The sequence below is a fragment of the Lactobacillus acetotolerans DSM 20749 = JCM 3825 genome (genome assembly GCF_001436775.1).
Lineage (GTDB): Bacteria > Bacillota > Bacilli > Lactobacillales > Lactobacillaceae > Lactobacillus > Lactobacillus acetotolerans.
Genome location: NZ_AYZC01000001.1, coordinates 68,718 through 88,596 on the forward strand (window position 1 = coordinate 68,718; position 19,879 = coordinate 88,596).

Below are 19,879 nucleotides of genomic sequence, written 5' to 3' on the forward strand. Positions count from 1 at the left end.
TTAAATACGATAAAAATTATATTTATTTTTAACAAGGAAAAAATATGACAGAAAATGATAATCATCACCAAATTTTTGAAAAATATGATAAAGACCACGTTCTAATCTGTCGCTGGACCATGGACAAAATTGAAAGGAAAGACAGCACCGTTTGGATCATGAACCACTTCTTCGTTAATCCAAAAGAAAATACTACCCAAATTTTAGATAAGGAAATGCCAACCGCATTAAAACTTGCACAAAAATCTGCCTTACCTATTTGGCCATTAGATCCCGTGGTAATTGCCTATTTTGCCCAACATCAAGAATTTGCTCAATACTGGTATCACAGACCTTTTACGCTATAATTACGTAATATAGACGCCATTCAGTTTATAGGATAAAATAGTATATAAAAGCACTAACCGACAAGGAGGTAAACAGCTTTATGTCAAAACAAATTACGAATGAAGACATTAAAAATTTTAAAAAAGATTTAGCCAATCATCCTGCAGCCAAAGTTGCTGGACGCGCTGCTCAAGAAAACGGTATTTTCAAGGCCAGTCAAAATTTACAGTCAAAGATCGATTTAGATCCTACCTTTTCTATAGAAATCAATACGGGCAAGCCATCTGACCAAAAGCAATCAGGTCGTTGCTGGATGTTCTCAGCATTGAACACGATGCGCCACCCAATGCAAAAGAAGTTAAAGATAAAGGATTTCGAATTATCCCAGAACTACACAAACTTTTGGGATAAGTTTGAAAAATCCAACTGGTTCTTCGAAAACGTGATTGCTACCGCCGATAAGCCACTAGGCAAGCGTAAGGTCGCATTCTTATTTGCTACCCCACAACAAGATGGTGGTCAATGGGACATGCTTTGCGGCATCATTGAAAAATATGGCATCGTTCCAAAGAGTGTCTACCCAGAAACTGCCAACTCCAACAATTCAAGCGCCTTAAATGATACCTTGAATACTTTACTTCGTAAAGATGGTTTAAAGTTAAGGAAAATGGTTAACAGTGGCAAGTCTAAGGATAAAGTCGAAGCTCGTAAAAATGAAATGTTAAACGATGTCTTTAGAGTACTATCTATTTCTTTAGGCATCCCACCAAAGAAATTTGATTTCGAATATAAGGATAACGATGGTAACTATCACCGCGATCCAGATGTCACCCCTAAAGAATTTTTCGACAAGTATGTTGGTATGAATTTAAGTGACCACATTTCAACCATTAATTCACCAACTAAAGACAAACCTTACCATAAAGTATTCTCAGTTGAATATTTAGGTAACGTTGAGGGTGGCCGACAAGTTCGTCACCTTAACTTAAAAGTTGATGAAATGAAGAAATTAATTATCAAACAGCTTAAAGCTGGGGAAGTTGTTTGGTTCGGTTCAAACGTTGTGAAGGATTCAGAACGTAAAGCTGGTTTATTAGATACTAAGCTTTATGACCGCAATGAATTATTTGACGTTGACTTTTCTATGTCCAAGGGTGACATGCTTGATTCAGGCGAAAGTATGATGGATCATGCCATGGTTATTACCGGTGTCGATATTGTTGACGGGAAACCGACCAAATGGAAGATAGAAAACTCATGGGGTGTAAAGCCTGGCTTCAAAGGCTACTTCGTAATGAGTGATAAATGGTTCGACAACTTCGTCTACCAAGCAGTTATTAACAAGAAATTCTTGCCTGATAATTTGAAGAAAGATTACGATGAAGGTGTTAAGAATCCTATCCAGTTACTTCCATGGGATCCAATGGGTGCCTTAGCATTTAAATATTAATTATTTTATTTAATATCAAAAAAGCGTTACAAATTTGTAACGCTTTTTTTCTTTACCAAATGTGCAGTAAACGATTAGGTTGCAATTTACTCAAGTTAAACTGATGAACATGCTGCTGCTTATTTTCAGGAAATTCTTTAACAAAATCAGCTAAGTTATATAGACCTGTAGAGTAATTCCATACGCCCTTAACTTTTCTAATCGGATCCAACATTTCACTTCTAATGGGATAAGTCGAGATCAAAAAATGTTTGTGGTGGAATTTAAAAGCAAAGTAAGGAAACTCAAAATCATCCACAACCTCATTGCGCGTTTTACCAATCGCAATCACATTACGATACGTACCATATTTTTCTGTAAATTTTTTATTAAACGAAAAATAAAAATTGGAAATATGTACGCGCGGAAAATCGCTCTCTTTGACTTGATCCGGAACCGCAATCACGTGTGAAAAATGATCGAGGTTACTCTCCCTTTGTGACAATGCCCAATTCATTTGGTTAGGTGTAATTGAACGAGCCCAATTGGGTACCTCTGGGTGAGCCTTGTACGAATTATACATTTGTTTAACCACTTCTGGCTTTACCCAATCATAATGCACGCGCACCTGATTACGTTTTAACAAACTATTTAAGGTCTTATGCTGCATTAGATCAACAACAAATAATTCATAATGATACTTATCTACCCAAGGTTTAAAGTGTTCGATTGCACTAGGAACAATGTGCGTACCGTCGACAATTACCGTCTCACCATACGACATTTTGTGCTCAACGAGGTTATCCACCATTTGCTCCGTACGCACTGTAACGTGACGTGGAATTACTTGATGTAAGTAATCGGTATCTTCTTCATAATAAACAGTTAAATCCGCCAATAATAATCTAATTTGATCGCGACTGATCGCGTAAGGCTGTAAGTGATGCCGAGAAATAAAAGAAGATTTACCGGAGCCAGGTGCACCTCGTAATAAAAATATTTTACGCATGCCTTTACTCCAAACTAAGAATCTATATAAAATCTATATCGTAATAAATTTTACCATACATCGGCATAATTCCTTAGAGAGAACAAAAAAGCATGTTCAAATATTTTATTTTAAAATTTCTTTATTAGTAATATTCAGCCTATTATCCATCGTATAAATAATGGGTTCAGCGTTCGGTACCTCTAATTTCACGATATCATGATCATTAATATTTTCTAACTTTTTAATTAGGGCCCGTAAACTTGAACCGTGAGCCACGATTAATTGGTCTTCATTATTAAGAAGTCGTGGCGCTACGTGATCATAATAATATGGCATTAACCGCAACTGGGTTTGATACAGACTTTCAGCACGCGGCATTAAATGCTGATCACATAAACGGTAGCGCCTGTCAATCATAGGTGAGCCCTGCTTAGGCGGGACAGAATAAAAGCCACGCCTCCACATCAGTACTTGTTTTACACCAAAGACTTTACGAGAAACATCTTTATTAAGGCCACGCAAAGAACCATAATGACGCTCATTAAGACGCCAGGTTTTAGTAATCGGTAAATATAAAAAATTACATATATCGGCAACAATATTAGCCGTCATTATTGCCCGCGACAAAACTGAGGTGTGAATGTGCGTGGGATAAAAATCAGGTATTTGCTGAATAAGTCGACCCGCTTTTTCTGCCTGCTCTTCACCCTTTTTAGTTAACGGAACATCATTCCAACCCGTATAAACATTAGTTGCATTGGCTATACTCTCACCATGTCGTACTAAAACTAACTTGACCATTTCAAGCCCCTTTATAAAAAGTGCATAATCAACAATACGATTCCACCAATAGTAAAAACTATTCCTAAAATCATAAAAGCGGTAATTCCGTGCTTATTATTTGGTTGCCGCCGGCGGTTAAAAGCATAAGCCATATCATATAGACCAACTATAAGAACTATGATCGCCGTAAATATATTTACCTTAAAAGCCATTTTTTCTCCTAATTTTCACGTTTATAACCAGGTGCAATCATATCGTCGTTTCTTCCACGCTCACATTCAGCTTGAAAGTTAATATGGTTAATTCCTAATTTATCTTTCAATTCTTTACCGATTTGCTGTGTCACTTTTTCAAATTCACCAGCAGTCAGATCTTTATCAACGTTAACATGAGCATCAAGCATAATACAATTGTCGCTATAACGCCATAAATGTACGTGGTGAATATTTTTTATTTCTGGAAAAGAGAGAACTATCTTATTTACCTGCTTTAAGTCAATATTGGGATTAGATTCCATTAAAATGTTAGCAGCCTTCATGGTAATTTTATAAGCTTCATACAGTACAAATAGTGACACTAACATTGTCAAAAGCGGATCAAGCCAGGTAACGTTCCAAAAGTAAATGAAGATAGCGCCAATTACGACCGTTACACTTGATAAGGCATCACTAAACATGTGAACAAAAGTTGAACGGACGTTTAAATTTTTCTTAGCGTCTTTCTGCATAGCGATCATCGAAATGAAATTTGCTAATAAGCCAACAATTGCGACTATTAGCATGATTCCGCCCTTAATATGTTCAGGCTGCCAAAAACGTTCAATTGCTTCTACAAACAAAATCAAGCTGATAATAATTAAAATGATTCCGTTAGTAAAAGCAGCCAAGGTTTCTGCTCTTTGATAGCCGAAAGTTTTATTTTGGTTACGGCTCCTGCGACTAATTAAATGTGCCACAAAAGAAAGGATAACGGCCCCAACATCACTTAAATTGTGCACCGCATCTGATAAAAGTGCCAAGGAACCCGAAAATATTCCTCCAATAAACTCAGCTACAGTAATAATTATATTAAGTGCCGTTACGTATGCATAACGTTTACTTGTATGATCCTCATTCATATGAACTTTCCTCTCGGCTTTTAGTGTACCAAAAAAGTCCCACATTTGCAGTGAGACTCCTCATAAATTTTCAGCTTTTACATTATAATCAACAATTTCAAATTTTCCATTGTCATGCAGAATTCCACGACTGACACTACCATTATCTGGAAATGGAATATCATGAATCCTGTCACTCTTATTCCAGTACTTAATAGCTAAGGTTTTAATAAAATCACCGTGGGTAACGAGTAAAACCCTTTTTTCATTTCTAGTTAAGTTATGCAACAATGCGATTGCTCGAATCATGCGATCATCAAGTTCTGCTGTATTTTCAGCCAAATGTCGGGGATCAGCTTTTTTGGTTGCTTCACGAAAATTATACACACCTACTGAGTTAATTATTTTACCAACATTAGTCTCATGACCAATGCCTGCCGCTTGAGCAACCTGATCCCAAGTATGGTCTATATCGTCCCCTTCAAAAGATCCAAAAAATACTTCTCGAAATTCTGGTAATTTTTTAATCTTACCAATTTCGGATACCACGTTAGCATTTTTCATAAGGTGAACCGTGTCAATTGCTCTCTTCAAATCTGAAGAATACATATTATCAAAATGAACCTGACTCAATGCTGAGGCCGTCTTCTTTAAATCATTAATCCCTTTAACAGTTAGTGGGGAATCACACCAACCTTGAACTTTGTTTAGTTGGTTAAACATCGTCTCACCATGACGGACTAAATAAACTTCCGTTGCCAAGATAAAAATCCCCCTTCCTTTTTATAATTGTAACAAAGCCGCTATAAATATGCTTTGTAAAAGAAATAACCTGCTTGAAAGAACGCCAAACAAGCAATAAATATCCTAATTATTTTAGCAGAAACGTGCCGTAAAATAATTGGGCCAATATAACCACCAATAAACATCCCAATTGCTAATGGAATTGCCTGTAACCAATAAATATGGGAAGTAAAAGCAAAAATTATCAAAGCAACTAAGTTTGCTAAGCCGGTAATCACATTTTTAATGGCATTAATAACAATAAATCTATCATTAGTAATATAAGTTAACAGTACCAAAACAATGACGCCACCAGCGGCACCAAAATAGCCCGTATAAGCGCCCATTCCTAATAATGCAATAATATATAAAATCCGTTGCCAGTTTGCCCGCTTTTTAGGAGTCAAACTATGATGCTTCCCAGTTACAAGCACCATGATCCCAGAAAAAGCGATAAAAATAGGAACTACTTTTTCAAAAACGTTAGATGGAAATGACAACAATAAAGAGCAACCAATAATTGAGCCCAAAACTGTAAAGATTGAAAAGAAGCCTACCTGTTTCCAATGCCCCTTTAGCTCCTTAGTTGAAGAAATCGTGGAACCAATACTCGTCCAAATCAGCGCCGCATCGTTAGTTACATTCGCGTATACTGGTGGTATCCCTACCGCAAGTAATACAGGGTACGATGCAAGCGAGGCCATTGAAGCTACCGATGAAAGTAATCCACCAGCCACTCCGCCTACTAAAAGAAAAATTATTGTTCCGATTGAGGTCATAGATAAACTCCTTTTACATAATAGTCTTATCCATTATAATGCAATTAAAGAACGAATAAAAAGAAGGTAATAAATAGTGTCTACATATGAAACTTTAATCTTCATCCCTGAAGGAAGTTTATTAAATGAAAAAGTAGCTGAAAGAAATGCTTTAAGGCAAACGCTAAAACATTTTCAACATGAATTTGGACCAGCAGAACGTTTAAAATATACAAGTTTACAAAAACAAGTAAAATTATTACCACAAAACAAAAGAATTGATTTGTTATTACAAACTTTTTTAAAACAGGACTTATCCGAAACTAAAGCTGTCTTTGAACATAAAATGCGGGAGCAAGACCAACTAATTAAAGGAAGTCCCGAATTTCTTGACCAAGTAAAAGGCAAGTTAAATTTAATTTTACTTGCAAAAGAAAGTAAGGGACAAATTTTGCCTCGTTTAGCGAAAAGTGAACTGATGAATTATTTTAGCGTCCAATACTTTAAAGATGATTTTAGCAAGCCTCTGCCTAATAAAGATATCTTCTTTAAAATTTTAGATGATAATCCCACAATCGATCCAGATACAACGTTGGTAATTGGAACTAACCTTGATGAAGAAATTCAAGGTGCAGAAAACACTAATCTATATTCATTATGGCTTGCTCCCAGGAAAGAAAAACTTCCTATCAATCCACACCCAACGCTTCATTTATCAAAATTAAGTGATTTATTATTTTACCTAAACCTGAATTAACAGTTACAATATGATATGTAATCAATTTCAGAAAGGAAGATGCTTATGACTAAAGCTGCTGTAGTTTTTGCAGATGGCTGTGAAGAGGTTGAGGGACTCAGTATTATTGATGTCCTTCGCCGTTTAGGAGTTAAAGCCGACATGATCGGCTTAACTAGTAAAACTATTAACGGTGACCACAACATAAAATTAACTTGTGACAAAATCGTTGATAACAGTTTACTTGATTATGATTTAGTTGCTTTCCCTGGTGGAAAAACTGGTGCAGAAAATTTACGGGATAACAAAAAATTGCAAGATTTAATGGTTAAACGCCACAAAGAGAACAAGTGGGATGCTGCAATGTGTGCTGCTCCTATTGCCTTAGCTCGCTATGGACTTTTAGCTGATACTAATTACACTTGCTACCCGGGATTTGATGAACAAATTAAAAAGGACGCCCCAACTGGCCACTTTAAAGAAACAATTACTGTTACTGACAAAAACAAGAAGATTTTAACCAGTCGTGGTCCTGCTACTGCTTGGGCATTCGCTTATGCGATTGCTGAAGTTTTAGGAATTGACACCAAAGCTTTAAAGAAAGGCATGCTTTACGATTATCTAGCTAATAATATTCAAGACAGCCTTTAATCATTTATTTTAAGAAATAAAAAAGATATCCCAAATCGGGATATCTTTTTTTGTATAAGCGTAAATATAGAAATTAACGCTTTGAGAATTGAGAAGCTTTACGGGCTTTCTTTAAACCTGGCTTCTTTCTTTCTACCATTCTTGGATCACGAGTTAAGAAACCTGCCTTCTTCAATGGACCACGGAAATCTGGGTCAACTTCAAGAAGTGCTCTTGCAACACCAAGACGGATTGCACCAGCTTGGCCAGAAAAGCCACCACCATTTACATTAACCTTAACGTCATATTGACCATCGGTCTCAGTTAATGTCAAAGGTTGTTTCAAATCCTTAACTAAGTTAGGGAATGGAATATATTGATTAACATCTTTATTATTAACAGTAATTTTACCGTTACCTGGTACTAAACGTACGCGCGCAACTGAATCCTTGCGGCGACCAGTACCTGCATATGCAGCTTGTTGTGCCATTATTTAACCTCCTAGATTAATTTATTAATGTCTAATTTCTCAGGCTTTTGTGCTTCTTGCTTATGATCAGCATTTGCATAAACATGCATCTTCATAAATTCTTGGTGACCAAGAGTATTCTTTGGAAGCATACCTTTAACTGACAATTCAACTAATCTAACTGGGTTATCAGCACGCATCTCACCAGCTGAGGTAATTCTCATACCGCCACGGTATTCAGAGTGATGGTAATAAAGCTTTTTGGCAGCCTTTTTACCAGTCAACTTAAGCTTTGAAGCGTTAATAACAATAACGTTATCACCTGTATCAACATTAGGTGTGTATTGAGGCTTATTCTTACCTCGTAAAATAGTGGCTATAGCTGCAGACAAACGTCCTAAAGAGATATCTGTTGCATCAATAATATACCACTTACGTTCAATTTCATTAGGTTTTGCTAATTGTGTAGTACGCAATGTAAATTCCTCCGTTTATTCGTTGTTTGAAAACAATAAGTTGCCGGGGCCTATCATGGACAAACATACTGTATTAGGATACGTCCTTTTACCAAAAAAGTCAATTTATAAATCAAGATCTTGCCGATATTTTTTTGGTATGTCTTCATAAAAAACGTGATAAAGAAATAATCCATTAGCCTGAGCGGTTTCTCTTACTTCTTGTCTATTTTTTGCTTTAATTATTCTTGGAACGTCATTTATTGGCCGTTTCCCGTTTCCAATTTCTAATAACATTGCTACTAAAATTCGAACCATATTATATAAAAAACCGGAACAAATAAAATCAAAAATTACTTCATTTTCTTTTTTATCCTCTTGAACATTTACATAATACATTGTGCGAATTTTATTTTTTATTTGACCACCACTTGCGGCAAAGCTAGTAAAATCATGAGTCCCTAATAAATCTTGGGCAGCCCGCTGCATTTTACTGACATCAACAGGATAAGGATAGTGTCCCGTATAGAAGCGCTTAAATGGATTGGTAAATTTATCTAAACTAACTCGATAACGATACCATTTCCCGGTAGTACTATACCGAACGTGAAAATTTTTATTAACTATCTCACTTTTTCTAAACACTATATCCAATGGCATCATCGAATTAAGTGCAAAAAGCATTCTTTTAGGAGGAATAATATTTCCCGGGTAATCAAAATGAATAACCTGACCCAGTGCATGAACACCAGCATCTGTTCTTCCCGATCCTTGCACTATGACTTCTTTGCCCTTAGTCATTTTCGTTAAGGCAGCTTCAACTGTGCCTTGAACAGTCCGCTGGTTTCGCTGTGTTTGAAAGCCATGAAAAAGATGACCATCATAGGCCATCGTCATTTTATATCTTATACTCATTTATTTTGTCCTAAAGACTAACAACAATAAAACTAAAATTATGAAATATGCTAGCTCATATAAATCATACTTGGACCATTTTAATATTCGGTACCTTGTTCTATTTGCTCCATCACGGTAGCCCCTTGATTCCATCGCTGTCGAAAGATCAACGGCTGTCTCCAATGAATTTATAAATAAGGGAACTAACAAAGGAGTTATTGCTTTAGCTCTTTTAATCAAACCGCCATTATTAAAATCAGCTCCACGAGACCTCTGAGCGTTCATTATTTTAAGAGTTTCATCAAAAAGTGTCGGTACAAAGCGTAAGGCAATTGACATGACTAAAGCAATTTTATCTATGGGTACCTTAACATACTTAAGCGGCGTTAATATCCATTCCATTGCATCAGCAATTTCAAGTGGCATAGTCGTTACTGTCATTACCGTTGAAATTAAAATAATTAACGTAAAACGAATAAAAATATAAATTGCATTAGTAATACCATAACTAGAGATAGTGAAAATTATCCAGTTCCAATATATTTGTCCACCAGTTGTAAAAAAAAGCTGAAGTACAGAAGTAAATAAGATCAACCATATTAGTGGCTTAACCCCATCCCAGAATACTTTTGCTTTTAACTTTGTCGCTGCGACAGCTAAGAAACTAAAAATAGTAATGATAGCGTAAGTAACCCAATTATTAGCTAGAAAAATTATAAATATGAAAAGGATAGTTACGAGTAATTTGCCTCGAGGATCCATTTTATAAACAAGTGAATTTCCAGGTACATATCGACCTATTAGGATTTTACTCACAGGCTCACTCCTTTAAATTGTTTTCTATACCCTTTACCAATTCCTTAATAGTTAAAGGAGTATTAGAAAAAGTAAAATTAGTTAATTTTGAAGCAAACAACGAAGCCTTTGGTTCCTCAATATAATGTTCTTTTAGCCAAGAACGATCTTTAAAAACCTCAGCTGGTCTTGCATGCTTAATCAATTTGCCACTTTCCATCACCAAAACATCATTAGCGTAATTAGCAACATCATCCATATTATGCGTTACCAAAATCACAGTATGGCCTTCTTGCTGATATTTAGAAAAAAGACCCATCATCTGTTTCCGGGCGCGTGGATCCAAACCAGCAGCTGGTTCATCTAAGCAAAGAATATCAGGTTCATAAGCCATGACTCCCGCAATGGCTACTTGACGCATCTGTCCACCAGAAAGATCAAACGGTGATCTGTTAGCCACGCTTTTCGGTAAACCTACCCGCGTTAGCCAAGTCCAAGCCTTCTCCTTTGCTTTTTGCTCACTATAACCAAAATTCTTAGGACCAAAAGCAATATCATCAAGCACAGTATTTTCAAATAATTGTGCTTCCGGGAATTGGAATACCAAACTAACGTGCTTTCGTAATTCTTTTAAGTTTTTATTTGAAGTGGTTGGAAGAATGGTTTGACCAGCTATTTCTATTCTACCCTTACTTGGTTTTAGTAAAGCATTAAAATGTTGCATTAAAGTAGATTTACCACTGCCAGTATGGCCAATGATCGCAATAAATTGTCCTTCTTTAATTTTGAAACTAACATTATCTAATCCTTTTTTTTCAAGTGGTGAACCAGGAAAATAAGTATAGCTTACTTTTTCGAATTTGATTGACATAAATAATTTATCAACTCTTTTTCTGAATTAATTTCTTTAGGAATAGAGATACCTGATTGCAGTAGCTTTTCTTTAACCTGTGAAGCGAACGGAACATCAAGACCCAAGCTTTTTAATAATTTAACTTTACTAAAAATTTCCTTTGTATTGCCTTGATCAACCAATCCGCCATTATTCATAACAATAATCTGATCCGCTAAGTTAGCCTCATCAATGTCATGCGTAATGGAAACGACGGTCAAATTATCCTTCTTTTTCATTTGATGAACAATTTGTAAAATTTTACTACGGCCACTGGGATCAAGCATTGAGGTAGCCTCATCTAAAATAATTATTTTGGGTTGAATAGCTAATATACCAGCAATGGCTACACGCTGCTTTTGGCCCCCTGAGAGATTAGAAGGCTCTGCATTAGTGTAATCATCCATGCCAACCGCTTTAATCGCTTCTGGTACAATTTTAAGCATTTTAGATCTAGGTACTCCACGGTTCTCCAACCCAAAAGCAACATCATCAGCTACAGTGGCACCAACAAATTGGTTATCGGGATTCTGAAAAACTATTCCAACTTTATCTCTAATATTCCAAACAGTTTTATCAGTTAATTCTGTGCCATCAACTTCGATATAGGGACTATTTTTATTATCCGGAACCAATAGCCCGTTGATTAATCTGATAATAGTAGACTTACCACTACCATTATGACCAATAATAGAAGTCCACGAACCTCTTTTAATATCGAAACTAATATTATTTATGGCTGGAGACGTGGTATCCGGGTACGTAAAACTAACATTTCTAATTTTGATAATACTATCTTTTGCCATCTCATCTCACCATCCTAAAAACTGCTTTAATTGTAACAGAAAAAAGAGTAAAAAAAATCACCCATGAAGAGGGATGATTTTCATCATCTAAGCTAGACTAAGCTTTCGCCATCATCTTCGCGCTTATTCTCACTTTCACGGATAATTCTTAATAGCTATTAAGTTTACATTATTCCAAATTATACTAATTCAAGAATAACCATTGGAGCTGCATCACCCTTACGAGCTAATGCCAACTTCATAATTCTGGTGTAACCACCATTACGATCTTTATAACGAGGTGCAATATCACTGAAGAGTTTTTGCAATGCTGACTTAACAACAACTGCATCTTTTTCTTCATGAATATCAGCAACTTCATCACGCACAAAAGAAGCAGCTTTTCTTCTAGAAGCTAAATCGCCACGCTTGCCTAAAGTTATCATCTTTTCAGCAGTTTTACGAATTTCTTTTGCTCGTGCTTCAGTAGTAACAATGCGTTCTTTAATAAACAACTGGGTTGTCATTTCTCTAAGCATTGCTTTTCTATGTGCACTATCGCGACCTAATTTACGGTATGCCATCAGTTTACCTCCTTTATTTACCTACTTAAGTTAATCTTCTTGACGAAGGGAAAGTCCTAAGTCAGCTAATTTGTTTTTAACTTCTTCCAATGATTTACGTCCCAAATTACGTACACGCATCATATCTGCTTCGGTCTTATCAGTTAACTCTTGCAGAGTATTAATGCCTGCTCGCTTTAAGCAGTTATATGAACGAACAGAAAGATCAAGCTCTTCGATAGTCATCTCAAGCTTCTTTTCCTTCTTATCGTCCTCTTTTTCTACCATTACATCATTGAATTTAGTATCTGCATCAGCAGTTTCGAACACTTTAAAGTGTGCTACCAAAATCTTAGCAGCAAAACTAAGGGCGTCATTAGGCTTGATTGAACCATCAGTCCAAATCTCTAAAGTGAGCTTGTCAAAATCATCTCTCTTACCAACACGAGTTGACTCAACCTGGTAATTAACCTTTTTAATTGGTGAAAAAAGAGAATCAACTGGGATAACACCAATCGGCATATCATCACTCTTGTTATCACTTGCAGTAACATAACCACGGCCTTTTCTAACCGCAATTTGCATATGTAAGTGACCACCTTCAGCAATGGTACAAATATATTGATCTGGATTTAAGACCTCTACATCTGCGTCAGCCTTAAGATCATCAGCAGTTACAGTAGCCGGACCTTCAACGTCCAATTCAATGATCTTTTGATCATCTGAAAGACACTTTAATTCAAGTTTCTTCAGATTCAGAATCATCTTAGCTACATCTTCTCTGACGCCAGGAACTGTTGAGAACTCGTGTAAGACACCATCAATTTGAACATAGACAAGTCCAGTACCTGGTATAGATGTAAGTAAAACTCTACGTAATGAATTACCTAAAGTAGTACCAAAGCCTCGTTCAAGTGGTTCAACAACAAATTTACCGTAGGAATCTTCTTGCTCAACAACGGTAATATTTGGTTTTTCAAATTCAATCATTACTAGGCCCCTTTCAAAACGTAACGTCCTTTATTAAGAACAAAATTAAACACGACGACGTTTTGGTGGTCTAGAACCATTATGTGGTACCGGCGTAACATCACGAATTGCAGTGATTTCAAGCCCTGTAGCTTGAAGTGATCTAATTGCAGATTCACGACCGGCACCTGGTCCCTTAACAGAAACTTCTATGTGTTTCATGCCTTGGTCCATGGCACTCTTAGCGGCTGCTTCAGCTGCCATTTGTGCTGCAAACGGAGTAGACTTACGACTACCCTTAAAACCTAATGCACCGGCTGAAGACCAGGCAACTGCGTTACCTTGAATGTCAGTAATCATGACTAAAGTATTATTAAACGTAGAGTGAATATGAGCAACGCCTTTTTCGACATGCTTCTTCACACGACGCTTACGTGCTGTTTTAGGCATCAATAAACCTCCTTATAATTATTTATTCTTTTTAGTGCCCTTACGAGTACGGGCATTATTTTGGGTATTTTGACCACGAACTGGAAGTCCACGGCGGTGACGCATACCACGGTAAGAACCAATATCAACTAACCGCTTAATGTTCATGCTAACTTGACGACGCAAGTCACCTTCAACACGATATTTATCAACTTCTGTGCGGAGTTTTTCTTGGTTTTCTGGAGTTAAGTCTTTTGAACGTATATCTTCAGAAACGCCAGAATCTGCACAAATTTTCTTAGCTGTTGAATCACCAATACCATAAATATATGTCAGAGCGACAACTATTCTTTTATCTCTTGGTAAGTCAACACCAGCAATACGTGCCATAAATTGCACCTCCTATTTAATTTAACCTTGACGTTGCTTGTGCTTTGGATTTGCTGAACAAATAACCATTACACGCCCATGTCTTTTAATAACTTTACAATGTTCACACATTGGTTTAACAGATGGTCTAACCTTCATGTTTGCCTCCGTTATTATTTTATAAATCGATACGTAATTCTACCTTTTGTCAAATCGTATGGAGAGAGTTCAACCGTCACACGGTCTCCTGGTAAAATACGAATATAATGCATTCTAATTTTACCGGAAACATGTGCTAAGATAACAGCTCCATTTTCCAATTCAACTTTAAACATAGCATTAGGTAAGGTATCAACTACCTTACCTTTTACTTCAATGACATCATCTTTTGCCAAAGTTGTTCCTCCGCAATTAAAACAGTCACACTTTGAAATTATAACACGTACGAGTAAATATACAAATTATTGATTATTACTTAGTACTGTGTCTATATCTTCAAAAACTTTTTCTGGAGTTTGTTCACCATTAATCACAGTCAACAAACCTTTCTTTTGATAGAAATCCTTTAATGGGGTATTCATTTTCTCATTAACTTTAAGACGATTCTTAACTACTTCAGGTTTATCATCTTCACGTTGATAAAATTCATGTCCACCACAACGATCACAAGTGTTCTTTACTTTAGGCATCTTAGAGATTTTGTTGTAAGTGGCACCGCAATTTTTACACATAAAGCGAGCTGACAAACGCTTAATTAAAGTTTTTTCATTTACTTCAAGTGAAATAACATTTGTTAAAGGCTTATTGAGTCGCTTAGTAATACCTTCTAGTAATTCAGCTTGAACCGTAGTTCTTGGAAAACCATCTAGAATATAACCATTTTTAATATCAGGCTGTCCTAAACGTTCCTCTACTAACTTTGCAGTAACCTTGTCAGGTACCAAATTACCTTTATCAATATAACTCTTAGCTTCAAGCCCAACTTTAGTCTTGTTAGCCATTGCTTCCCTAAACATATCTCCAGTTGAAATATGAGTTAAGTGATATTTATCAACGATTCGCTCAGATGCAGTACCTTTACCGGCACCTGGCAAACCTAAAAGAATTAAGTTAATCATTATCTATTCCTATCTGATGAATCCAACATATTCTCGCTTCATTAATAATCCATTAATTTGACGAGATAATTCTAGGACAACTCCAATAACAATTAAAAGACTTGTCCCACCTAAACCAATTGAACTAGGCAAATTCCAGAAATTAGTAGCTAATTGTGGTAACAACGCAACTAATCCTAAGAATACTGAACCAACAGTTGATAACCTTATCAATAGTTTAGAAATGTAATCTTGAGTGTCTTTACCTGGCCAAATACTTGGAATGTATGCACCTTGCTTTTGTAAATTCTTAGCTAGCTTCTCAGGGTTAACCTGAACAAAAGCATAGAAGAAAGTAAACAAAATAATTAAGAGTGTATAAATGATAACTCCAGGTGTAGTTTGTAAGCTAAAAATATTAGTTAAAACTTTAAACCACTGCTGATCACCCTGAGATTTTTGAAAGGCCATTAAAATCGTTGCTGGTGTAATAATAAACGAACTCGCAAAAATTACTGGAATAACTCCAGAAACATTGACCTTCAATGGTAGAAAACTTTCAGAGCCACTGACAGTTGCTCTTCTTGTGTATTGAATTGGAATACGACGATCAGCTTGTTCTACCCATGTAACTAACTGCGTTACGATAAGAATTGCAACGATAATCGCGATGAAGAACAAAATACCTTGCCAACGATCACTAGAGCTATTGTTAATAACTCCTTCTTTAAAGACTTGCCACAAACCTGCCGGCAATCGAGCAATAATACCAGCAAAAATAATTACTGATATACCATTGCCTAAGCCTTTATCAGTGATTTCATCACCAAGCCAGCTCAACAACATGGTCCCGGCCGTCATAATGACAGCTATTTCAATGTAAGTTTGTGGTGTTTGCGTTTTAACTAAACCCATCTGGGTTAAAGCGTTAAAACCAAGCGTAATACCAATACTCTGTACAAAAGCCACAAATAATGTAAGCCATCTTGTAACTTGATTGGTCTTACGCCGACCAACTTCACCTTGTTTTCCCCATTCAACCAAGGTTGGAACAATATCCATTTGCAACAATTGAATAACAATTTGCGCTGTAATATATGGAGAAACACCTAATGAAAAGATTGAATAATTATCTAGTCCACCACCAGATACAGTATCCAGCATTGGAACTAAACCAGTTTGTGCAACCTGAGTGATCGCTTTTGCATTAACACCCGGAACAATAATATTTGCACCGATGCGATATAGCAAAAGAATAAAGAGAGTAAAATAAATCTTATTTCTAATTTCTTTATCCTTAAAGGCGTTCTTCAAGGTCGAAAACATTAGATCACCTCAACAGTTCCGCCAGCGGCTTCAACTGCTTTCTTAGCAGCTGCGGAAACTTTATTAACCTTTACGTTTAACTTAACTTTCAATTCACCGTTAGCAAGTAATTTAACGCCTGATAATTCTTTCTTTACCAAGCCATTATCCTTAAGATCTTTGATAGTGACTTCACTACCATCTTTAAACTTGTTTAAGTCATCTAAATTTATAATTGCATATTCTTTACGATTAACGTTCTTAAAACCACGTTTAGGCATAGTTCTGAATAATGGCATTTGACCACCTTCAAAACCTAAACGAGTATAACCACGGGCTAATTGACCTTTTTGACCACGTCCAGCAGTTTTACCGAAACCGCTTGAAGTACCACGCCCAACACGCTTTCTAGCGCTACGTGAACCTTCTGCAGCATGTAATTCTTGAAGCTTCATTAAATCGGCACCTCCTTGATAAACTATTTCTTAATCTCTTCAACAGAGATTAAGTGAGCAATTTTCATTAATGCACCACGAGTTGCAGCATTGTCCGGAAGGACAACAGTACTACTTACTCTACCCAAACCAAGAGCTTTAACAACTTTCTTTTGGTTAGGCAGACGGTGCGCAACACTTCTAATTAAAGTAACTTTTAAATCAGTCATCTATAATCTCCCTAATCTAGTCCTTAGTTTGGCGAAGCTTATCAATCTCTTCACTTGTTCTAAGCTTCTTTAATCCATCCATAGTTGCGCGAACAACATTGATTGGAGTGTTTGAACCAAGTGACTTTGAAGTAACATCGGTAATACCAGCCATATCCATAACGATACGTACGGCACCACCAGCAGTAACACCAGAACCAGCTTCAGCAGGCTTGAACAAAATACTGCCTGAGCCATAATGACCAATAACTTGGTGGGGAATAGTTGTTCCAACTTTAGGAACATTAATCATTCTCTTTTTACCATTATCAACGGCTTTACGGATTGCTTCTGGGACTTCTTGAGCTTTACCAGTACCAAAGCCTACACGACCCTTTTTGTCGCCAACAATTACCAAAGCAGCAAATCTCATTCGTTGTCCACCTTTAACAACCTTGGTGACACGATTAATTGCTACTAACTGATCTTCGATATCGTCCTTTTTTCTACGATTATTACGAGAATCGTTGCGGTTTGCCATGTATTATTCTCCTTTCCTAGAAATCTAATCCGTTTTCACGAGCGGCATCTGCCAAAGCTGAAATACGGCCGTGGTATAAGTAACCACTTCTATCAAATACAATGTTTGAAATATTCTTAGCCTTTGCTGCTTTAGCAATTGCTTTACCAACAGCAGCAGCTTGGTCTACTTTGTTTGCATCTTTAGATACAGATTTGTCCAAAGTTGAGGCACTTGCTAGCGTTACACCCGCTACGTCATCAATTAATTGAGCGTAGATGTTTTTGTTTGAACGAAAAATGCTTAAGCGTGGGCGCTCAGCAGTACCAGAAATCTTGCTACGAATACGTCTATGACGCTTCAAGCGTAATCTGTTTTTATCTGGTTTAGAAATCACAATTTCACCTCAAAAAAATTTAATTAATTATTATTTACCTGTCTTACCTTCCTTACGACGTACATATTCATTAGTATAACGAATACCTTTACCTTTATAAGGCTCAGGTGGACGTACATCGCGGATTTCAGCTGCAAATTGACCAACATTTTGTTTTGAAATGCCACTTACTTCAATATCAGTTGCTGAAGAAGTTTTAACATTGACACCTTTTGGTGCAGTCAATACAACTGGGTGAGAATATCCAACATTCAAAGTTAATTTGTCACCTTGTGCTTGTGCACGGTAACCAACACCAACTAACTTTAAAGTCTTCTTATAGCCTTTAACTACACCCTCGATCATAGATGCTAAATTAGCTCTTTCTGTACCATGAAGTGGCTTATCATTTTCATTTGAACGTGAAAAATTAATCTTGCCATCTTTTTGTGCAAAAGTAATTCTAGGATCGAAATATCTAGTTAATTCGCCCTTTGGGCCCTTAACAGTAAGATTGTCACCTTTCTTGGTAACAGTGACACTGCCAGGGACTACAATTGTTTTTAAACCTATACGGCTCATTGATTGTTCTCCTTTCTGTCAGAATTACCAAACGTAAGCGACAACTTCACCGCCAACGTCTTTTTCTCTAGCTTCTTTGTCGGTAATAACACCAGCAGAAGTAGAAACGATGGCAATACCTAAACCATTAAGAACTTTAGGTAAGTTTTCAGAACTAACGTAATTTCTAAGACCTGGCTTAGAAATTCTCTTTAATCCTGAAATGACACGTTCTCCGTTTGGACCGTATTTCAAGAAAATCTTGATAACGCCTTGTTTATTATCATCAGTAATTTCGTAATCCCGAATAAAACCTTCGCGTTTCAAAATTTCTGAAATGGATTTTTTAATATTTGATGCAGGAATTTCAACTGAATCATGTTTTGCCATATTGGCATTTCTAATTCTAGTCAAGTAATCTGCGATCGGATCTGTCATGACCATTTATGCTATCCTCCTAACCGTATACTACCAACTAGCTTTTCTAAGTCCTGGGATTTGACCCTTGTGTGCTAAATCTTTTAAGCAAATACGGCATAAACCAAACTTACGATATACGGAACGTGGACGACCACATCTCTCACACCGAGTGTATTCACGTGAAGAAAATTTAGCAGGACGACGATTTCTAATTTTTTGTGATGTTTTAGCCATTAATGTCCTCCATTATTTTGCAAACGGCATACCAAATTGACTTAAAAGTTCACGAGCTTCTTCATCAGTCTTGGCAGTAGTAACGATAACAACATCCAAACCTCTAGTGCGGTTAACTTTATCAAAGTCGATTTCTGGGAAAATCAATTGTTCTTTAATACCCAAAGTGTAATTACCACGACCATCAAATGAACGGGTTGAAACACCACGGAAGTCACGAACACGTGGGAGAGAAACATTGATTAACTTGTATAAGAAATCATACATTCTATCTCTTCTAAGAGTAACCTTAGCACCAATAGACATACCTTCACGTAAACGGAAGTTAGCAATTGATTCCTTGGCTTTAGTAACCAGTGGTTTTTGACCTGAGATCAAGGTTAATTCATTAACTGCTTCATCTAGGTTCTTTGCATTGGAAACTGCGTCACCAACACCCATGTTCAATACGATCTTTGCAACCTTTGGTACTTGCATACTTGAATCATAATTAAATTTATCTTGTAATGCAGGAACAACTTTTTCTTTATATTCTTGAGCTAAATAACTTGCCATTTGTGTCCTCCC

The 19,879-nt window shown here is 36.5% G+C and carries 32 protein-coding genes; 4 read left to right on the forward strand and 28 right to left on the reverse strand.

Annotated features, from left to right (window positions below; genetic code table 11):
- Nucleotides 1-44: 44 nt before the first annotated feature.
- Complete coding sequence (locus FC77_RS00380; protein ID WP_054681179.1) at nucleotides 45-347, forward strand: hypothetical protein; 303 nt, start codon at nucleotides 45-47, stop codon at nucleotides 345-347.
- Nucleotides 348-427: 80 nt separating this feature from the next.
- Nucleotides 428-1,777 carry an aminopeptidase C gene (gene pepC / locus FC77_RS00385; protein ID WP_056969485.1) on the forward strand — a complete coding sequence of 450 codons (1,350 nt, stop codon included), beginning with the start codon at nucleotides 428-430 and terminating at the stop codon, nucleotides 1,775-1,777.
- Between the two features lie 52 nt (nucleotides 1,778-1,829).
- Here pepC and FC77_RS00390 read toward each other — a convergent pair whose 3' ends face one another.
- The 6 genes from FC77_RS00390 to FC77_RS00415 all read right to left on the reverse strand — a co-directional run bounded on the left by FC77_RS00390 (nucleotide 1,830) and on the right by FC77_RS00415 (nucleotide 6,188).
- Nucleotides 1,830-2,765 (reverse strand): AAA family ATPase, encoded by a 936-nt coding sequence (locus FC77_RS00390; protein ID WP_056969487.1) that lies wholly within the window; start codon nucleotides 2,763-2,765, stop codon nucleotides 1,830-1,832.
- A gap of 105 nt (nucleotides 2,766-2,870) precedes the next feature.
- The gene (locus tag FC77_RS00395) at nucleotides 2,871-3,548 is read right to left on the reverse strand and encodes a 2,3-bisphosphoglycerate-dependent phosphoglycerate mutase (RefSeq protein ID WP_056969489.1); all 678 of its coding nucleotides are present in this window, start codon (nucleotides 3,546-3,548) and stop codon (nucleotides 2,871-2,873) included.
- An 11-nt stretch (nucleotides 3,549-3,559) separates the two neighbouring features.
- On the reverse strand, nucleotides 3,560-3,742 hold the full coding sequence (locus FC77_RS00400) for a hypothetical protein (protein ID WP_054681182.1): 183 nt from the start codon (nucleotides 3,740-3,742) through the stop codon (nucleotides 3,560-3,562).
- 8 nt (nucleotides 3,743-3,750) lie between these two features.
- Nucleotides 3,751-4,647 (reverse strand): cation diffusion facilitator family transporter, encoded by an 897-nt coding sequence (locus tag FC77_RS00405; protein WP_056969491.1) that lies wholly within the window; start codon nucleotides 4,645-4,647, stop codon nucleotides 3,751-3,753.
- 60 nt (nucleotides 4,648-4,707) lie between these two features.
- The gene (locus tag FC77_RS00410; RefSeq protein ID WP_056969492.1) at nucleotides 4,708-5,388 is read right to left on the reverse strand and encodes a histidine phosphatase family protein; all 681 of its coding nucleotides are present in this window, start codon (nucleotides 5,386-5,388) and stop codon (nucleotides 4,708-4,710) included.
- Between the two features lie 41 nt (nucleotides 5,389-5,429).
- Nucleotides 5,430-6,188, reverse strand: a complete 759-nt coding sequence (locus FC77_RS00415) for a sulfite exporter TauE/SafE family protein (protein WP_054681183.1) — start codon at nucleotides 6,186-6,188, stop codon at nucleotides 5,430-5,432.
- A gap of 76 nt (nucleotides 6,189-6,264) precedes the next feature.
- Here FC77_RS00415 and FC77_RS00420 point away from each other — a divergent pair, with 76 nt between their 5' ends.
- Both FC77_RS00420 and FC77_RS00425 read left to right on the forward strand, forming a co-directional pair.
- The gene (locus FC77_RS00420; RefSeq protein WP_056969494.1) at nucleotides 6,265-6,924 is read left to right on the forward strand and encodes an HAD family hydrolase; all 660 of its coding nucleotides are present in this window, start codon (nucleotides 6,265-6,267) and stop codon (nucleotides 6,922-6,924) included.
- Nucleotides 6,925-6,969: 45 nt separating this feature from the next.
- Nucleotides 6,970-7,554, forward strand: a complete 585-nt coding sequence (locus FC77_RS00425; protein ID WP_056969496.1) for a DJ-1 family glyoxalase III — start codon at nucleotides 6,970-6,972, stop codon at nucleotides 7,552-7,554.
- A gap of 73 nt (nucleotides 7,555-7,627) precedes the next feature.
- Here FC77_RS00425 and rpsI read toward each other — a convergent pair whose 3' ends face one another.
- The 22 genes from rpsI to rplE form a co-directional block, all read right to left on the reverse strand.
- Nucleotides 7,628-8,023 (reverse strand): 30S ribosomal protein S9, encoded by a 396-nt coding sequence (gene rpsI, locus FC77_RS00430; protein WP_054681184.1) that lies wholly within the window; start codon nucleotides 8,021-8,023, stop codon nucleotides 7,628-7,630.
- Nucleotides 8,024-8,034: 11 nt separating this feature from the next.
- On the reverse strand, nucleotides 8,035-8,478 hold the full coding sequence (gene rplM / locus FC77_RS00435; protein ID WP_054681186.1) for a 50S ribosomal protein L13: 444 nt from the start codon (nucleotides 8,476-8,478) through the stop codon (nucleotides 8,035-8,037).
- A gap of 105 nt (nucleotides 8,479-8,583) precedes the next feature.
- Nucleotides 8,584-9,372, reverse strand: coding sequence for a tRNA pseudouridine(38-40) synthase TruA (gene truA / locus FC77_RS00440; RefSeq protein WP_056969498.1), 789 nt, complete (start codon nucleotides 9,370-9,372; stop codon nucleotides 8,584-8,586).
- The gene (locus FC77_RS00445) at nucleotides 9,373-10,170 is read right to left on the reverse strand and encodes an energy-coupling factor transporter transmembrane component T family protein (RefSeq protein WP_054681189.1); all 798 of its coding nucleotides are present in this window, start codon (nucleotides 10,168-10,170) and stop codon (nucleotides 9,373-9,375) included.
- A gap of 4 nt (nucleotides 10,171-10,174) precedes the next feature.
- Nucleotides 10,175-11,020: an energy-coupling factor transporter ATPase gene (locus FC77_RS00450; RefSeq protein WP_056969499.1), complete on the reverse strand. Its 846-nt coding sequence runs from the start codon at nucleotides 11,018-11,020 to the stop codon at nucleotides 10,175-10,177.
- Nucleotides 10,996-11,847: an energy-coupling factor ABC transporter ATP-binding protein gene (locus FC77_RS00455; RefSeq protein ID WP_056969501.1), complete on the reverse strand. Its 852-nt coding sequence runs from the start codon at nucleotides 11,845-11,847 to the stop codon at nucleotides 10,996-10,998. Before FC77_RS00455 ends, FC77_RS00450 begins: the two co-directional genes overlap by 25 nt.
- A 179-nt stretch (nucleotides 11,848-12,026) precedes the next feature.
- Nucleotides 12,027-12,410: a 50S ribosomal protein L17 gene (gene rplQ, locus FC77_RS00460; protein WP_054681194.1), complete on the reverse strand. Its 384-nt coding sequence runs from the start codon at nucleotides 12,408-12,410 to the stop codon at nucleotides 12,027-12,029.
- A 30-nt stretch (nucleotides 12,411-12,440) separates the two neighbouring features.
- Complete coding sequence (locus FC77_RS00465; protein ID WP_056969503.1) at nucleotides 12,441-13,379, reverse strand: DNA-directed RNA polymerase subunit alpha; 939 nt, start codon at nucleotides 13,377-13,379, stop codon at nucleotides 12,441-12,443.
- 45 nt (nucleotides 13,380-13,424) lie between these two features.
- Nucleotides 13,425-13,808: a 30S ribosomal protein S11 gene (gene rpsK, locus FC77_RS00470; RefSeq protein ID WP_054681195.1), complete on the reverse strand. Its 384-nt coding sequence runs from the start codon at nucleotides 13,806-13,808 to the stop codon at nucleotides 13,425-13,427.
- Between the two features lie 18 nt (nucleotides 13,809-13,826).
- A complete protein-coding gene (gene rpsM / locus FC77_RS00475; RefSeq protein WP_056969505.1) occupies nucleotides 13,827-14,177 on the reverse strand; it encodes a 30S ribosomal protein S13 in 351 nt (116 codons plus the stop codon).
- A 21-nt stretch (nucleotides 14,178-14,198) separates the two neighbouring features.
- Nucleotides 14,199-14,315, reverse strand: a complete 117-nt coding sequence (rpmJ, locus tag FC77_RS00480; RefSeq protein ID WP_005721621.1) for a 50S ribosomal protein L36 — start codon at nucleotides 14,313-14,315, stop codon at nucleotides 14,199-14,201.
- Nucleotides 14,316-14,329: 14 nt separating this feature from the next.
- Nucleotides 14,330-14,551: a translation initiation factor IF-1 gene (gene infA, locus FC77_RS00485; RefSeq protein WP_034980408.1), complete on the reverse strand. Its 222-nt coding sequence runs from the start codon at nucleotides 14,549-14,551 to the stop codon at nucleotides 14,330-14,332.
- A 66-nt stretch (nucleotides 14,552-14,617) separates the two neighbouring features.
- Nucleotides 14,618-15,274 carry an adenylate kinase gene (locus FC77_RS00490; RefSeq protein WP_056969507.1) on the reverse strand — a complete coding sequence of 219 codons (657 nt, stop codon included), beginning with the start codon at nucleotides 15,272-15,274 and terminating at the stop codon, nucleotides 14,618-14,620.
- A gap of 9 nt (nucleotides 15,275-15,283) precedes the next feature.
- The gene (gene secY / locus FC77_RS00495) at nucleotides 15,284-16,579 is read right to left on the reverse strand and encodes a preprotein translocase subunit SecY (protein ID WP_056969509.1); all 1,296 of its coding nucleotides are present in this window, start codon (nucleotides 16,577-16,579) and stop codon (nucleotides 15,284-15,286) included.
- Nucleotides 16,579-17,013: a 50S ribosomal protein L15 gene (gene rplO, locus FC77_RS00500; protein ID WP_054681198.1), complete on the reverse strand. Its 435-nt coding sequence runs from the start codon at nucleotides 17,011-17,013 to the stop codon at nucleotides 16,579-16,581. The genes secY and rplO overlap by 1 nt, the downstream gene beginning before the upstream one ends.
- 23 nt (nucleotides 17,014-17,036) lie before the next feature.
- Complete coding sequence (gene rpmD / locus FC77_RS00505) at nucleotides 17,037-17,222, reverse strand: 50S ribosomal protein L30 (protein WP_054681199.1); 186 nt, start codon at nucleotides 17,220-17,222, stop codon at nucleotides 17,037-17,039.
- A gap of 16 nt (nucleotides 17,223-17,238) precedes the next feature.
- Nucleotides 17,239-17,742: a 30S ribosomal protein S5 gene (rpsE, locus tag FC77_RS00510; RefSeq protein WP_056969511.1), complete on the reverse strand. Its 504-nt coding sequence runs from the start codon at nucleotides 17,740-17,742 to the stop codon at nucleotides 17,239-17,241.
- A gap of 16 nt (nucleotides 17,743-17,758) precedes the next feature.
- Complete coding sequence (gene rplR / locus FC77_RS00515) at nucleotides 17,759-18,118, reverse strand: 50S ribosomal protein L18 (protein WP_054681201.1); 360 nt, start codon at nucleotides 18,116-18,118, stop codon at nucleotides 17,759-17,761.
- A 30-nt stretch (nucleotides 18,119-18,148) separates the two neighbouring features.
- Nucleotides 18,149-18,679, reverse strand: a complete 531-nt coding sequence (rplF, locus tag FC77_RS00520) for a 50S ribosomal protein L6 (protein WP_054681202.1) — start codon at nucleotides 18,677-18,679, stop codon at nucleotides 18,149-18,151.
- Nucleotides 18,680-18,703: 24 nt separating this feature from the next.
- Complete coding sequence (gene rpsH, locus FC77_RS00525; RefSeq protein WP_054681204.1) at nucleotides 18,704-19,102, reverse strand: 30S ribosomal protein S8; 399 nt, start codon at nucleotides 19,100-19,102, stop codon at nucleotides 18,704-18,706.
- 24 nt (nucleotides 19,103-19,126) lie between these two features.
- Nucleotides 19,127-19,312 (reverse strand): type Z 30S ribosomal protein S14, encoded by a 186-nt coding sequence (locus FC77_RS00530; RefSeq protein WP_056969513.1) that lies wholly within the window; start codon nucleotides 19,310-19,312, stop codon nucleotides 19,127-19,129.
- Between the two features lie 12 nt (nucleotides 19,313-19,324).
- Entirely contained in the window at nucleotides 19,325-19,867 is a 543-nt protein-coding gene (rplE, locus tag FC77_RS00535) for a 50S ribosomal protein L5 (RefSeq protein ID WP_054681206.1), read from the reverse strand.
- Between the last annotated feature and the right edge of the window lie 12 nt (nucleotides 19,868-19,879).

What these genes read in the sequence shown, in the direction of transcription:
- FC77_RS00405 (WP_056969491.1), bottom strand. Translation starts at nt 4,647, where the DNA reads ATGAATGAGGATCATACAAGTAAACGTTATGCATACGTAACGGCACTT.
- rpsM (WP_056969505.1), bottom strand. Translation starts at nt 14,177, where the DNA reads ATGGCACGTATTGCTGGTGTTGACTTACCAAGAGATAAAAGAATAGTT.
- rplQ (WP_054681194.1), bottom strand. Translation starts at nt 12,410, where the DNA reads ATGGCATACCGTAAATTAGGTCGCGATAGTGCACATAGAAAAGCAATG.
- FC77_RS00415 (WP_054681183.1), bottom strand. Translation starts at nt 6,188, where the DNA reads ATGACCTCAATCGGAACAATAATTTTTCTTTTAGTAGGCGGAGTGGCT.
- FC77_RS00425 (WP_056969496.1), top strand. Translation starts at nt 6,970, where the DNA reads ATGACTAAAGCTGCTGTAGTTTTTGCAGATGGCTGTGAAGAGGTTGAG.
- rpsI (WP_054681184.1), bottom strand. Translation starts at nt 8,023, where the DNA reads ATGGCACAACAAGCTGCATATGCAGGTACTGGTCGCCGCAAGGATTCA.
- FC77_RS00455 (WP_056969501.1), bottom strand. Translation starts at nt 11,847, where the DNA reads ATGGCAAAAGATAGTATTATCAAAATTAGAAATGTTAGTTTTACGTAC.
- FC77_RS00490 (WP_056969507.1), bottom strand. Translation starts at nt 15,274, where the DNA reads ATGATTAACTTAATTCTTTTAGGTTTGCCAGGTGCCGGTAAAGGTACT.
- rplO (WP_054681198.1), bottom strand. Translation starts at nt 17,013, where the DNA reads ATGAAGCTTCAAGAATTACATGCTGCAGAAGGTTCACGTAGCGCTAGA.
- truA (WP_056969498.1), bottom strand. Translation starts at nt 9,372, where the DNA reads ATGAGTATAAGATATAAAATGACGATGGCCTATGATGGTCATCTTTTT.
- rpsK (WP_054681195.1), bottom strand. Translation starts at nt 13,808, where the DNA reads ATGCCTAAAACAGCACGTAAGCGTCGTGTGAAGAAGCATGTCGAAAAA.
- FC77_RS00390 (WP_056969487.1), bottom strand. Translation starts at nt 2,765, where the DNA reads ATGCGTAAAATATTTTTATTACGAGGTGCACCTGGCTCCGGTAAATCT.
- rpmJ (WP_005721621.1), bottom strand. Translation starts at nt 14,315, where the DNA reads ATGAAGGTTAGACCATCTGTTAAACCAATGTGTGAACATTGTAAAGTT.
- pepC (WP_056969485.1), top strand. Translation starts at nt 428, where the DNA reads ATGTCAAAACAAATTACGAATGAAGACATTAAAAATTTTAAAAAAGAT.
- FC77_RS00395 (WP_056969489.1), bottom strand. Translation starts at nt 3,548, where the DNA reads ATGGTCAAGTTAGTTTTAGTACGACATGGTGAGAGTATAGCCAATGCA.
- FC77_RS00450 (WP_056969499.1), bottom strand. Translation starts at nt 11,020, where the DNA reads ATGTCAATCAAATTCGAAAAAGTAAGCTATACTTATTTTCCTGGTTCA.
- FC77_RS00530 (WP_056969513.1), bottom strand. Translation starts at nt 19,312, where the DNA reads ATGGCTAAAACATCACAAAAAATTAGAAATCGTCGTCCTGCTAAATTT.
- rpsE (WP_056969511.1), bottom strand. Translation starts at nt 17,742, where the DNA reads ATGGCAAACCGCAACGATTCTCGTAATAATCGTAGAAAAAAGGACGAT.
- secY (WP_056969509.1), bottom strand. Translation starts at nt 16,579, where the DNA reads ATGTTTTCGACCTTGAAGAACGCCTTTAAGGATAAAGAAATTAGAAAT.
- rpsH (WP_054681204.1), bottom strand. Translation starts at nt 19,102, where the DNA reads ATGGTCATGACAGATCCGATCGCAGATTACTTGACTAGAATTAGAAAT.
- rpmD (WP_054681199.1), bottom strand. Translation starts at nt 17,222, where the DNA reads ATGACTGATTTAAAAGTTACTTTAATTAGAAGTGTTGCGCACCGTCTG.
- FC77_RS00465 (WP_056969503.1), bottom strand. Translation starts at nt 13,379, where the DNA reads ATGATTGAATTTGAAAAACCAAATATTACCGTTGTTGAGCAAGAAGAT.
- FC77_RS00400 (WP_054681182.1), bottom strand. Translation starts at nt 3,742, where the DNA reads ATGGCTTTTAAGGTAAATATATTTACGGCGATCATAGTTCTTATAGTT.
- rplF (WP_054681202.1), bottom strand. Translation starts at nt 18,679, where the DNA reads ATGAGCCGTATAGGTTTAAAAACAATTGTAGTCCCTGGCAGTGTCACT.
- FC77_RS00380 (WP_054681179.1), top strand. Translation starts at nt 45, where the DNA reads ATGACAGAAAATGATAATCATCACCAAATTTTTGAAAAATATGATAAA.
- rplE (WP_054681206.1), bottom strand. Translation starts at nt 19,867, where the DNA reads ATGGCAAGTTATTTAGCTCAAGAATATAAAGAAAAAGTTGTTCCTGCA.